Source organism: Lederbergia sp. NSJ-179 (genome assembly GCF_022867885.1).
GTDB lineage: Bacteria > Bacillota > Bacilli > Bacillales > Bacillaceae_C > Lederbergia.
In genome coordinates this window covers 141,700-155,837 of sequence record NZ_JALIFP010000002.1, presented here as the reverse complement: position 1 = coordinate 155,837, position 14,138 = coordinate 141,700, and the positions used below count along the sequence as shown (strand labels likewise).

10 protein-coding genes are annotated in these 14,138 nt (G+C 38.9%); all 10 read right to left on the bottom strand.

From position 1 onward, the window contains the following. Positions 1–260: 260 nt before the first annotated feature. Entirely contained in the window at positions 261–1,277 is a 1,017-nt protein-coding gene (locus tag MUB24_RS02750; protein ID WP_244700922.1) for an oligopeptide/dipeptide ABC transporter ATP-binding protein, read from the bottom strand. Continuing rightward, a complete protein-coding gene (locus tag MUB24_RS02745; protein ID WP_244700919.1) occupies positions 1,274–2,266 on the bottom strand; it encodes an ABC transporter ATP-binding protein in 993 nt (330 codons plus the stop codon). Before MUB24_RS02745 ends, MUB24_RS02750 begins: the two co-directional genes overlap by 4 nt. Continuing rightward, a complete protein-coding gene (locus MUB24_RS02740) occupies positions 2,266–3,129 on the bottom strand; it encodes an ABC transporter permease (protein WP_244700916.1) in 864 nt (287 codons plus the stop codon). Before MUB24_RS02740 ends, MUB24_RS02745 begins: the two co-directional genes overlap by 1 nt. 10 nt (positions 3,130–3,139) lie before the next feature. Beyond that, the gene (locus MUB24_RS02735) at positions 3,140–4,138 is read right to left on the bottom strand and encodes an ABC transporter permease (protein WP_244700913.1); all 999 of its coding nucleotides are present in this window, start codon (positions 4,136–4,138) and stop codon (positions 3,140–3,142) included. A 12-nt stretch (positions 4,139–4,150) separates the two neighbouring features. Then, a complete protein-coding gene (locus MUB24_RS02730; protein WP_244700910.1) occupies positions 4,151–6,049 on the bottom strand; it encodes an ABC transporter substrate-binding protein in 1,899 nt (632 codons plus the stop codon). Positions 6,050–6,530: 481 nt separating this feature from the next. Further along, positions 6,531–7,358 (bottom strand): sugar phosphate isomerase/epimerase family protein, encoded by an 828-nt coding sequence (locus MUB24_RS02725; protein ID WP_244700906.1) that lies wholly within the window; start codon positions 7,356–7,358, stop codon positions 6,531–6,533. 103 nt (positions 7,359–7,461) lie between these two features. Next, complete coding sequence (locus MUB24_RS02720; protein WP_244700903.1) at positions 7,462–8,346, bottom strand: carbohydrate ABC transporter permease; 885 nt, start codon at positions 8,344–8,346, stop codon at positions 7,462–7,464. A 12-nt stretch (positions 8,347–8,358) separates the two neighbouring features. Then, entirely contained in the window at positions 8,359–9,282 is a 924-nt protein-coding gene (locus MUB24_RS02715) for an ABC transporter permease (RefSeq protein WP_244701149.1), read from the bottom strand. Between the two features lie 341 nt (positions 9,283–9,623). Further along, a complete protein-coding gene (locus MUB24_RS02710) occupies positions 9,624–11,216 on the bottom strand; it encodes an extracellular solute-binding protein (RefSeq protein ID WP_244700900.1) in 1,593 nt (530 codons plus the stop codon). 269 nt (positions 11,217–11,485) lie between these two features. After that, on the bottom strand, positions 11,486–13,825 hold the full coding sequence (locus MUB24_RS02705; RefSeq protein WP_244700897.1) for a helix-turn-helix domain-containing protein: 2,340 nt from the start codon (positions 13,823–13,825) through the stop codon (positions 11,486–11,488). Positions 13,826–14,138: the final 313 nt, after the last annotated feature.

The window sequence follows — 14,138 nt, the reverse complement described above, 5'->3', positions numbered from 1 at the left end:
GCTTAGATATCGATAAAAAATAAACGGAGCTAGATGACCGCTAGCTCCGTCTTTCTTGACCCTATTCTATTTGTCTCCTCAGTTGGTGGAGTCATTTCGTTTTTTTCTCTTCAACCACCAACTAAAAGTAAGGATACCAATGATAATAAAACAGTTGGTAACAAGTGTTACACAAACAAGTTGGAATTCAACCGTCTTCGGCTCCGTTAGAAAAATAAGCAGACCGCTAAAAACCGCAAAAATGACAGCAAAATGAAAAATTAATTTGAAGAAGCTGTTAAGTGCCATTTCGGAATCCTTTCTGCATAGTGGCAGGCCACTTCTCCGTGTTCAACCTCTCGCAACAGCGGTAATTCCTCGCTACAGTATTCCGTTGCGTAAGGACAACGAGGATGAAAAGAGCAGCCTCCTGGCGGATTGACAAGGCTTGGCACCTCTAATCCTTTTAAAGGGAGCTCATTTTTTGCTTTTGCGATCTTCGGATCAGGAATCGGCACCGCCGTTAACAGCGCCTGCAAATAAGGATGCTGTGGATTTTCCAAAATTTTTCCAACAGAGCTTAACTCTACAATTCGCCCCAAGTACATAACAGCGAGACGACCATTCTGAGCAATAAATCGGGCAGTTGCTAAATCATGAGTGATATAGACAAAGGCAATTCCTAGCTTTTTATTTAAAGTCGTCATCAAGTTTAAAATAGATAGGCGTAATGAAACATCTACCATGGACACAGGTTCATCCGCGACAATTACTTCTGGGTCAAGGGATATCGCTCTTGCCATTAGTATACGTTGTCGTTGCCCGCCACTTAGTTGATGGGGAAATTTTGGTAGAAATTGCTCTGCCGGCCTTAGGCCAACTGTCTCAAGCAGTTCGATTATTTTTGCGCGAATCGCCCGTTTTCCCCTCGCTACTTTATGACGCACAATCGGTGCAGCCAGTGATTGCAGAATTGTTTTTGCAGGATTTAAAGCTGCATAGGAATCCTGTTGAACAAGCTGAATATTCGTTCGGTATTGCTTCTTTTTCTTCCCAGCCAGTTTGCTGACATCCTCATCTTTATAGTAATAGGTTCCTCCTGTCGGTTGGTGCAGCCCAGCAATAATTTTTCCCAGCGTTGTTTTGCCACAGCCGCTTTCCCCTACAACAGCCATAATTTCTCCTGGGTATAAAGAAAGACTAACATTCGATAAGGCTTTAATGGTTGTATTTTTTGCCGCTTTATCTTTATTCGGGAAATGCATAGATACATCATCTAATTTGAGTAATGGGTTCATTTTGTAAGTGCCGCCTCCTTTCGCTCATGATCAAATAAATGGCAAGCAGGAATGTAGCCATCCTTCGACCGCTTTAATTCCGGCTCAATCGTTTTACAATGACTCATTGCATATTCACAACGCGGGTGAAAAGGGCAACCACTGGGCAAATCAAGTAAGTTAGGCGAAGCGCCTGGAATAGGCTTTATCTTCCCTAAATCATGAATAAGCGATGGAACTGCCCGCAACAATCCCTGCGTATAGGGGTGCTTCGGCTGTTCAAAAATCGTATAAATCTCATCAAACTCTACAATTTTTCCGGCATACATGACACCGAGATAATCAGCCACCTTTGCAACAACAGCAATATCATGCGAGAGTAGAAGCAACGTAATACCGAACTCATCATTAATTTTTTGAAGAATTGAAAAAATAGAATCCTGTGTAATCACATCTAATGCGGTTGTAGGCTCATCAAGAATGACTACTTTTGGTTCTAATAACAGACTAAAGGCGATCATAACCCGCTGCTTCATACCTCCACTTAATTCATGGGGATAGGAGCGCAGAACCCGTTTCGGCTCAAGTTTGACATACTCCAACAACTCAATTGCTCTTTTTTCAATCACTTTCTTATCGGATTCCTTCCTATGGGCCTGGTAGGTTTCAATGAACTGCTCTCCAATGGTCACAACTGGATTTAATGAATTTTGTGCTGCTTGAAATACCATCGATACTTCAGACCATCGGTAATGACGCAGTTTTTTCTCAGACATCGCCATTACATCCTGCCCATCAACTTGAATCGACTTAGCTGATATCTTGCCTGGTGCAGAAACCATTCTAAGCAAGGTCGAGGCCAGCGTCGATTTACCGCTACCACTTTCGCCCACAAGAGCGGTCACCTTTCCTTTAGGAATACTCAATGAAACGTCACGAACCGCCTTAACTGTTCCCTCCCGCATCGAAAAGGATACATTGACATTTTCAAATTCAATAATAGTTTCCATTAAGCTCCACCTCTTGTTCGAAGTCTTGGGTTCAACGCTTCATCGAGCCCATTTGCAAAGAAGATCGTTCCAAGTTGAAACAAAGCTAGGCAAACAATTGGTGAGAGAACATAGACATATCCATTTGGATTAAAGATCCCCCCTGTTTGGGAAATCGCAAGGTTCAGCATTTGTCCCCAATTGGTTGGTGAATACGGGGCTAATCCTAGCATCATAATTGCAACACTTCCTACAATTGCTCCCCGCATAATCATGATGAAATTAATCGCCAAATAAGAAACAATATTGGGCATAATTTCTTTAAAAATGATATGCGGCAAACCTAAATCCATTACCTTGCAAATGACAATGAAATCACGTTCCTTCAATGAAATCACCTGTGATCGCACTGCTCTTGTCAGTCCGGGCCAGCTCCATGCGCTTAATATAAGTGCAAATGAGAATGGGTCTTCAATCGATAAAAAGGCTGCCAGGATGATAAAAACAGGCAATGAAGGGATGGTCAAGAATAGATTTGTGATCATCATGATCACTGTATCTAACTTGCCACCGACAAGTCCAGAAATCATACCGAGCACGGCTCCGAAAATCAGTGTCACAACGGCTGCCAACAAGCCAATAAGCAGAACTTCCTGTGAGCCATGAACGATTTGTGACCATACATCTCTACCGCCATAGTCCGTCCCCAACCAATGTTCAAAATTTGGCTTTTGATAGCGATTCTCATAATCCACCTTTGTATCTAATGGAAAAATATGCGGACCGACCGTGGCCATTAAAATGAAAAATATCGTTATAATTAAACCAATACATGAACGCCTGTTTAATACGATGATCCGAAAAAAATCAATCACTCCGCGCATAGTCTCACCCCTATTCCTTAATCTGTATTCTTGGATCCAATTTACTATATAGTAAATCAGCAATAAAATTAGCAATAATCATCGTAATGGCAATAAATAGAAGGATCCCTTGCATCACGATATAATCGCGCTGTTTCGTCGCTTCTGCCATAAAATAACCAATTCCCGGATATTGGAACAGATTTTCTACAAGGATCGCCCCACCAAGCATTCCGCCTAAAAAAACAGCAAGTTGCGTGACCAACGGGATAATAGCATTCTTTTGCACATATTTCCTCGTGATAAGCTTTGGCGACAGTCCTCTTGCTTTTGCGGCTTCAATATAATCATCACCAAGAATACTAACAGCACTTCCTTTCATCATAAGCGCCCACTGACCAATTAAGGTCAGGACATACGTAAGAATGGGCAATGCTCCATAGTAGAAAATACTACCAATAAAAGGAAGATTAAAACCAGGGGTTAAATAGAAATCATATGCCCCGTTTATAGGGAACCATCCCAACCCATAAGAAAATACAATCAAAAGGATAATCGCTAAAATGAAGTCAGGAACGGCATTCGTCACAACTGAGTAGATAGAGATAACAGGATCAAGCCATGATTTCCGATTATACGCCATCTTCACCCCCAAATAGACGCCAATAAGAAAGCTAACCACAAGGGCAATGCTGGACACAAAAAGTGTCCATGGTAAAGCGTTAGCAATGATATCATTAACACGTAGCCCCTGATGTACCATGCTGTAGCCGAGATTCCCCTGCAACAAATTACCGACATAGCGGGTAAACTGCTGGATAATCGGTTCATTTGGATCATAATTAATCATATTCGCAACACGCGTATAAGCCTCATCAATGGTAATATTGTATTGAATCGCATAATCCCTTGCCCACTGGTCAATTGCATTGCCGGGCGTAAGCCTCAACAATACAAAGGTAATAACAACAGCAAGGACAATCGTTATTAGCGCGCTGAGCATACGTTTTAAAAATATTTGTCGTGTCAATGGAAGCCCTCCTCACTCTTTCGGTCTGTATTGTCCTTCAATAAATGGCTGTATGCCCGAATTAAAGAAATTTGTCTTTAACACTTCTCGCATTTCTTCATCTGTTTCTGGTACAGGAATATTGCGGTCATATTTTTCAATCTGCGACTCAAGTGGTAATCCATCTAAATGGGCCTGATTTAACCATGTTCCTGTTACATTTTGGAACAAATTGACACCGAAGGCTTCTTCATTATTAGCCCACGCCATTCGAGAAAACCATTCCGTATACTCTTCCTCATCCATATATGGAATCTTTTGGATGACTTCTCGCACGTCAAATTCAACACCATCATAACTTTTTAACCGCAAATTAATTTTATCTCGTTTCTCAGGATCTTTATGATCTGAATCATAGCGAGGCATATGCATCATCTTGGCAATATTCCCTTCATATACTTCACGAATAGATTGCCAAGGAAACATAAAGCCCCAAGCGACATCGACCCAATCAAGGGACATGTCATAAAGCCCTTTATCTTTTGACACATTATTGAAGTAAACGGTGCCATCAACTGCCATTAAACGAGTAGGTATACCAAAGGCCGTTAATTGTTCAGCCACGATTTGGCCAGGCATCAGACCATTTTGCCATGTCGCATTAACACCGATAACAAAATCGGGGCGAACCCCATCTGGATCACGCCAAATTCCTTCCTTATCACGACTCCAGCCTAGATCCTTTAACATTTCCTCCGCTTTTTCTGGATTGTATGAATAGTCCCGCATATCCTCAATGACCTCAGGTTTTATCCAGTTCTTCATGTCCGATGGGACAAGTCCAGTAATGGATGTCGTTGGCTCCCGACCGTATACATTTCCAACTTCTCGAGCTTTCGATCTATCAATCGCATACGTTATCGCCTGTCTAAATTCTTTTTTATCAAACGGAGGACGGTCTTGATTATATAAAATCCCAACAGATGCTGGGTCAAGCATTTTGAAATGGACAAGGTCTTTATTCGATGCTAAAAGCGATTCCAAAATATCCTGTGGCGGGGTTCCATCTCTATAATCAATTTGTCCTGAACGCAATAATGCAAATCCTGCTGCCCCTTCAGTACCAGGGTTTTTAATGGTCACCTTGTCAAACTTAATCTTGTCGGCAAGATAATAATCAGGAAACTTTTCTAGCAACATATCTGAAGAGGTGACCCGGCTAACTGTAAAAGGTCCCGTTCCGATTGGCATTTCTGGTCCTGCAACAAGAAAGTCTTGCCAATTTTCATCTATTTTCTTTTGCAAATCATCGTCAATGTTTAAACCAAATTTCCCTTTTTTGATTAGTTGCTCTTCTGGCGAATAGGCCGGTGCCTGTGCTAATAGCTCGGCTGCCCGATCCACATATTTACCATATATATGATAAGGAATCGTTGCCTGCTTATCCTGTCCTAATAGAAAGGATAGAACAATCTCATTTGCTTGTGGCTGTAGCCAATGGACCCGTAATGTCTTCTCATCTACAATCTCAATTTCTTTCATATACTGTGTCACTTCTGCCCCATTGTTTAACGTATAATAGGCCCAAACATCTTTACTAGTGAACGGTTCTCCATCATGCCAGACAGCATCATCGACTAATTTTACCTCCGCATAGTCATCATGAAATTCAATGGACTTAGCTAAACGTAAATGCTGCTCATTAGAAATTCGTACATTTTGCACTAACCCTTCAAAGACGAAATTCGTTGCTTCTCCAATCCCACCATTAGCAAAATTGTTCCCTTGAAACAATGGCGGGCGCGGCCAATCACCACTCCATTGCATGACTTTTTCCTTCGTACTCGCCCCCGTTGCCCCACAGCCAGAAACAAAAATAACCATTAATAGAATCATAGCAACCGCTTGTGCCTTGCGGATAATAGAACCCAATATGTGTACCTCCTTTAATCACTAAAGTGAAAATTCAACGGGGATTTTCATTTCATCCCCCACTGGTAATTATTCATTTCTATTAATCTTTCCGAATGCTCTCCCCTTCCTTCACGAACTAAATCATACGCTTTCATTTTTTTAAAACTAGTAAAAAGTTAATATATTAACAATACTATATTATATTATCCATGTAAAGTTGAATATCATCTATATTGATATGTCATTATTTTTTAACAATTGTAATAAATACACAGGAGTCAACGCTGAAAGACTCGTAGTTCCAAGCCTCTCGTTACTCTCCCCGGCTCATTATTTATGTTTCGTTCAACTTTGATTTTAGGATATAAGTGAAGATGCAAACCTTTTTTTCTTTTACTATTCAAGATATATCAACATGTATATAAACATATAACATAAAGCTAAACGGACCATAAAAAAAAACGGAGCTAAATAACCGTCAGCTCCGCCTTGCTTGATCCTATTCTATTTCTCTTCTCAGTTGATGCATATATTGAACATACTGCGGAATCGCAATTTCAGGCTCCTCAATCTCTGGACACCATACTTTCTCCCATTCAAGTGTGTAGTAACCTTCGTACCCTTTTTTATCTAGTAGATCAAAGATTCGCTTTAAAGGAATATCACCATCTCCCATTAAACAAAGTTGATATCCCCGAGCAGTCGCTTCTTTTGGATAGGAGTCTTTCCAATGCGTATACTTAATCCGTTTCCCAAGCATGTCCCATGTTTTTTCGGGCTCTTCGTCCATTGTTCGATAAGGGTGATGAACATCCCATAAAACTTGTACATACTTAGAATGAGTAAGATTTAAAACCTCTTCTACATGTTCGCATTTTGTCCAGTCATCATGCGTTTCTACTATTAATGTGACTTCAAATTTCTCAGCGATTGGTAGTAATTGATCCAAATTATCCTTTACCATTTGAATAGCTTCAGAACGGGGTGTATCCCCAATCTTCCCTCCAAAAACACGAATATAGGGAGTGTCGAATGATTGACATAAATGACCATACTGCCTTAATTCTTCCTTGAAATGTTCCAATTCGCTATTCGAGGTCGTAAACAATCGAATGGAACTGGAAAAACAGGGGATCTCAAGGTCTGCTTCAGCAAATTTTCTTTTTGTTGTTTCGATATCACTGGAGAATTCAGGTAATTTGTAAATGTCCATCTCCCCTAAATAACCACGAAAATCCACCCCATCATAACCATTTTCAACGGCCTTCGAAATAATCGTATCCATATCCCAATTCGGACATCCTAATGTCGTGAATGCTAGTTTCATCTTCTTATTTCCCCTCTTCCAATTTGTCTTGTATAGTTAAGAATACAATAGCAACCAGTAAAAACCTTCTTTTTACTCTATTTTCTCAAAACCTTCATCCGCTCTATTCTTTTATCGATCCAATCATGACACCTTTCACAAAGTATTTTTGCAAGAATGGATAGAGAAAGAGAATAGGTAAGGTAGCCACAATAATCGTGGCATATTTGACCGTTTCTCCAATAGGATAACGGTCTCCTCCTCCGCCGACTCCAGTAATAAAATTATCAGTACTATTCGTAATTAAAATTTCACGAAGCACAAGTTGCAGCGGCCATAAATCATTATTACGCAAATAAATCATTGCATCAAAGTAGGCATTCCAATGACCAACACCATAAAAAAGAATCATAACGGCAATGACTGGTAAAGAAAGTGGCAAAATAATTCTAAACAAAATCGTCCAATCACCAGCGCCATCGATACGAGCAGATTCTTCCAAGCTTTCCGGAATGCCTTTGAAAGAGGTTCTCATAATAATCAAATTCCATACACTAACGGCATTCGGAATAATCAACGCCCATCTCGTATCGATCATCCCTAATTGACCAATTAATAGATAGGTAGGAATTAATCCACCGCTAAAAAACATTGTAAAAGTAATAAACATCATAATCGGTTTCGTCAACATCGCATTGCGACGTGATAACGCATAGGCTCCAATACTTGTTAATAGAATATTGATGGTTGTTCCTACAACCACATAAAAGATCGTATTTAAATAGCCAACCACAATCATCGGATTGGCAAAAACTAATTCATACGCTTTTAAAGTAAAACCGATGGGAAGATAGAGAATTCCCCGATTCTTCGCCAACAATCCTGGATCACTTAAGGAAGAAAATAAAACGTATAAAAAAGGATAGAGCGTCACGATGATCAGAATGATCATGAAAAGAATATTAAGAAAGTCAAACATTCTTTCCCCAAGATTTTGCTTTATTTTCATGTAATCTACTCCTTACCAAAGACTTGTCTCACTTACTTTTGCGCTGATTCGATTGGCTAAAACCAATAAGGTTAAATTGATGACCGCATTAAATAATCCAACAGCCGCACTAAAACTAAAGTTTGCCTCCAAAATCCCTTTCCGATAAACATATGTAGAGATGACATCGGCCGTATCATATGTTAATGGATTGTACATCAAAATGATCTTCTCGAATCCGACGCTCATCATGGAGCCAATTTGAAGAATAAGTAGGATGATGATGATCGGAGCAATCCCTGGAATGGTCACATGCAAGGCTTGTTTAAACCGATTGGCTCCATCAATCTTTGCCGCTTCATAAAGCTCGGAATTAATATTTGACATCGCGGCTAAATAAATAATCGAGCCCCAACCGATACTTTGCCAAATCCCTGAGCCAATATACAGTGTTCGAAACCATTCAGGTTTTTGTAAAAATGAAATAGGCTCGACACCAAAAATAGCGAGAAATTGATTAATTAAGCCATTTTGTGAAGTGAAATCGACCAACATGCCAACAACGACGACAACAGAAATGAAATGTGGCAAATAGCTAATGGTTTGAACAATTCGTTTAAACCACATTCTTCTTAATTCATTTAATAATAAGGCCAGTATAATTGGGGCTGGAAAGGCTAGCAGCAATTCATACACATTAATTAACACGGTATTCTTTAGCAATCGCCAAAAATAAAAACCTTTAAAAAAGCTGATAAAATGATCGAAACCAACCCACTGACTTCCCCAAATTCCTTCCGTCAAACTGAAGTTTTTAAAAGCAATTTGCACCCCATACATCGGACCATAATGGAAAATGAGATAATAGATGACAACCGGTAAAACCATCAAATAAATGAATTTATTTCGTTTTAAGTCTTTCGCAAGTCTACGCCAAAAGCTTTCCTTTACATAGATAAGCTCAGGCGCTTTTTTAGCTTCAGAACTCTGTGTGACTGTTTCCACTGTGATAATTCCTCCCTTTTAGGAATGATAAGCGCCAAACCTATAAGAGGATGTTCAAAAAGTAAGGATCAAAGGCTAAATTCGCGACATCCTGTCGCAACGCCTTTGTGACCTGCGTCCTGCAGGCCTCGGTAAAAATGACACTGCGAATTTCTTCGTTGGCTTGCTTTTCCGCTGCTCACGTATTAACTGCATACGTTCCGCTGCTCAAAGCTAAGCCGCCTCGAACTTCTTGGTCCTTTTTATCCTCCTTTTTGAACACTTAACATAAGGCTTAGGCGCTTACATAAAGATTAGCGATCATTATAACGATTCAATGCGTCCTGCTGAATTTCAGTGGCTCTATCAATTCCCATCGATTGAATCGTTTCCACGAATTTATCAAAATGATCAAGCGGTTCTTCTCCCATAATAAACTTATTGATCATTTCAGATTTATACGTGCCAATATCATTCATAATCGAAGCATATTCATCGCTTTCTGCTTGGGTAGGAGTGACAAGTGGCATGACTCTTTCATTCGAACCTTTTTTCCAATTTTCCAAGGCTTCTAATTGTTCTGGTAAATTATTATATTGTTCTGCATATTCTTTTGCCTGAACGAATGGTCCGCTCCAGCCAGCTGGTACATATAAAGCGAGTGCTTCTGACATAGATTTTCCATCAGGGTTATTCGTGATCACTTCTTTATATGTGGGATAACCATCGACCTCTTCATAGCTCTCCCCTTCAATCCCAAAATTGAATAGTTTAAATCCATCTTCCCCATACTTATAATCAAGCCATTTCACAGTCTCTTCAATATTTTGATTGTCCGTGCTAATCGCTGCACCGACCCCATTGTAATTCGCCTCTCCCAAATTAAAAATCGGTGTCTCACCTTTTTTAAAGACAGGGTATTGAGCACCTGTTAAGGTAAAGTTTTCATCATCCTTTTTTAATTGCATATAGCGCAAAATACTGCTGCCAGAATAGCCCATAAAGGCACCAAGCTGATCATTCGTCACTTTCGCATCTTTCAGCTTATCATCTGTTGCCACATATTCCTTATCAATCAGTCCCTCTTTATACCAATCATTCATTAAAGATAAAAACTCCTTATATTCCGGTTGGATTGGACCATATTGGACTTTGCCATCTACATGATAAAAGCCATTGGTTACACCCCATGCGCCAACAAAAGCATTTGAAGTAATGGAATCTTTATCGATTAAGAAAGGAATCTCATCCGCTTCCCCATTTCCATTGGGATCTTTGTCTTTAAAGGCTTTTAAAACGGTATGCCATTCATCAATCGTTTCAGGCATCTCTAATCCTAATTTTTCCAACCAATCTTTTCGAATAACAGGTCCAAAAAAGGTTAAGTTTAATTCATCTTGCCGCAAGAATGGGAAGGAGTAAATACTTCCGTCATCCGTTGACACCATTTTTCTCCATTCAGGATGTTCATCCAATACTTTTTTGAAATTAGGCGCATATTTATCAATATAATCATTTAAGCGGACAATTTTATTATCTTTAATATATTTTTCTGGTCCGCCTGGAACAGATGTCCAAATTCGTTCAATGACATCTGGAAGCTCACCTGAAGTCATCATTAAATTAAATTGTTGATCCGCTTCCCCAGAAGCCGGATGATCAAATTTTACTTTCACGCCGGTAATTTCTTCTAACTTCTTATAAGCCCCCATTTCATTATAGTTTTTCAGTGTATCTGGACGGCTATTTGACACCCAATAAGAAAGAGTGAGAGAACCATTATCTGCTTTTTTACCAGATGTTTTCTCGTCTTTCGAAGAACTGCTGCATCCTGATAAAACGGTTACAAAGATTAATGTAAAAATAACCATCATAAAAAACGTTTTTTTCCATCTGAACATGTCCATTTGTTGACCTCCCTAATATTCATGCATGATTGCACTTTTAAAAAAGAATCACCCTTTCCTCCTTTCGCAAGAGCATATTCCCATGTTTGCACACCAGCCCCTCATTGTGAATCGCAAAAATATAAGATTGCCTATACAGATTTAAGAATGGAAGCTATCAAAATTTAATAAAGGCTATCCGATCTTCCGATTTAGATGATTATTTTCGAGGTTATTTGTTGAAATAGCTGGAATGTGCTGATTCTTTTTCAAATTGCAACATGATCCGATTATTTTTTTAAAGAGGAAGTCTCTACTGCATGTTTCTTTAATTTTGTTCGATATTTTCCAGGTGTGATGCCTTCTTGTTTCTTAAATAATCTGATCAACCCAATATCATTGGCATACCCAATTTGCTTTGCAATCTGGGAGATCGTTAATGTTGTATTCTCTAGCAATTGTTTAGCTGCCTCTATCCGAATTTTTGCAATAAATTCCGTTACATTTTCACCCTGATGCTTTTTAAAAAACGATGAAAGATATTGTGGCGTTATATTCATTTCCTCGGCAATACTGGTCAGACTTATCATTGGATCAGCATAATGTTTGTGAATATAGTTTATGATGTTTGTGAGCAAGTGTTCGCTATGTTCAGAACGCTTTTCCTTCATTTCCTCACAAAGCTTTTGATAGATCACTTTTATTTTTTCATGAATTTCTTCCACTGTCTGACATGCTAATACTTGCTGAACAGGATCCTGTTCTTCACCAAAGACATTTTGGTGATTTACTTTCATATCATTTAAAATTTTCACATGGGTACTCATCATATTAAAAAAAAGACATTTGCCTTTAGAGAGAGAAATACGACGTGTAAGAAAATTTTCCGCAAACACCTGATCGAGAATTTTTTCTGTCTGCTCAAAGTCAGCCATCTTAATACAATTCATCAGCTGCATTTCAATTTCTGCTGGATAGTAATAATCATAAGCATCATCATTCGTTTCATTAAAATAAATGATTTTATGATTACCGATAATCATCCGATAGTGGAGGGCTTGTATCGCTTCCCGATATGAATTGACAATCTGATTCATTCCTTTATGGGGCATGCCAACTCCTACAGATATTAAAATCCCAAAGCGCTCTTTCAAAATATCTTTAAAATCCTGAATAATCGCCGTTAGCTGCTCTGACTTCTCTATATTTTCTTCATTGATGATCAGCCCAAGTCTTTTTTGCCCCAACTCAACGACAAAATTATGATCGTTTCCACTTACAAGCTCCTGACAGATATTACTTACGATAAATCGTGTAATCGCCCATTGTTTTTCCGATTTCTCCGGCACAAACGCATCAATTTCTTCAATATCGATGACCATCACTAAAAAATCCTCGCTCTGGAAGGAAACTTCCATAAATTGTAAAGATTCCTCATTCACAGAAACAGGATCAACAAAACCATTCAATAAGCGAATAAAGAAATTTTCACGAACTTTTGGTGTCTGTGTAGCAAGAGAATCTCTTAATTTTCTTTCCGCATCCCAAGAATGGCGAAGAGATTCCTGGATAATATGGTATTCATTCTTTTTGAATTCCCCTCTTTTATTGACATTTTCGACAATCGACTCCACTAGATTTCTAACAGGGATATAGTGATAACGAGCTAAACAAAAGCATGCGGCCAAGCCTCCGGCTAAACAAAAGAGTAATAAAGAAACCGCCAAAGTTTTCACCATATTCACTTCTTTCATCACAACAGATTTAGGGATGACGGAAACATATTTCCATTTTGTTTGGTCCGAAACGAAATAAGAGACGATCATCTCCTTATTTTCAATTTTTTCTTGAATGACATCACTCTGTTGATTGAACGTTAAAGGCATTTTTTTGATAGCATCGTGATTTTTTGCGGTAGATGTAAGCACCTGATTTTGGTTGTCTAACAGATAAATAGCTCCTTGATTTGCCCACTCAAGATTTTGCAATACATCTAGGATTTTGCGCTCATTTAAAAAAAGATTTAAATATCCCCTTGGCTTTTCTCCATAAGGCAATGGCTGCACATAAGTGATCATTGATTTCCGCGCTGGTGAAATCCCTTCCAAAACAGTCGACGCTGGAAGAAAATACGGAGTTTGTTTCTTATCTGAAAAACTATCTTTCCAAGTATCATAATTGATATCCTGATAGCGATAGATCGAACGATAAAAAGTCTTTGAATCCGTTTTAATAGAGGGGCTAACAATTTGATCAACCGCTGGCAAGTAAATAAAATAATCATACACATAGGTGTTCGAAAGTTGATATCGGCGAATATCTTTCATAAAGAAATAATATTGCTGAATATCGTTCGTCTTTTCTTCTGAGTACATTTGGCTAAGAATAAAGCTTAGTTTAGGATGATAAGAGATTTGCGCAGATAAAGTAGCTACCTGTTGAAGTTCATGATCAATCACATCACTTGCCTGTTTTAGCATCGCCAAACTAGACCGATCTGTATTTTTTCTGATAATAGATTCCATCTTTTGATAAAGCAATGTGTTAACCCCAATCGGAAAAAGTAAAATGAAGATAAACGATAGTAATAGAGCGATAAAAACACTTTTCCGATTAAAATGTTTTTTCATAATAATACCTCCTTGTCAGTTCAGGATATCGTAATGTTATTACCACTTGTTGCTAAATAAACCCTTTCACCCCCTCCTTTCGAACGATTTAAAACGCTTACAATTAATGTATTTTACTACAACTCACAAATCAAACATTATCGAAGTCAAGTATTTTATCATTTCCTATCCGATAAGAAAAGCGCAAGCGCCTTGGTCAGCCCCGACAAGCAAATGTTCTGAGACAAGAAAAGTCCGGTCTTGACTTTTATTGTCTCAGGTTATTTGACCTCGAGCCGATGGCGCCTGGAGCTAGATCCAAACATTAGCCAAT

Coding starts and splice junctions, on each gene's coding strand:
- MUB24_RS02745 (WP_244700919.1), bottom strand. CDS start 2,266: ATGGAAACTATTATTGAATTTGAAAATGTCAATGTATCCTTTTCGATG.
- MUB24_RS02740 (WP_244700916.1), bottom strand. CDS start 3,129: ATGCGCGGAGTGATTGATTTTTTTCGGATCATCGTATTAAACAGGCGT.
- MUB24_RS02725 (WP_244700906.1), bottom strand. CDS start 7,358: ATGAAACTAGCATTCACGACATTAGGATGTCCGAATTGGGATATGGAT.
- MUB24_RS02710 (WP_244700900.1), bottom strand. CDS start 11,216: ATGGACATGTTCAGATGGAAAAAAACGTTTTTTATGATGGTTATTTTT.
- MUB24_RS02705 (WP_244700897.1), bottom strand. CDS start 13,825: ATGAAAAAACATTTTAATCGGAAAAGTGTTTTTATCGCTCTATTACTA.
- MUB24_RS02750 (WP_244700922.1), bottom strand. CDS start 1,277: ATGAACCCATTACTCAAATTAGATGATGTATCTATGCATTTCCCGAAT.
- MUB24_RS02720 (WP_244700903.1), bottom strand. CDS start 8,346: ATGAAAATAAAGCAAAATCTTGGGGAAAGAATGTTTGACTTTCTTAAT.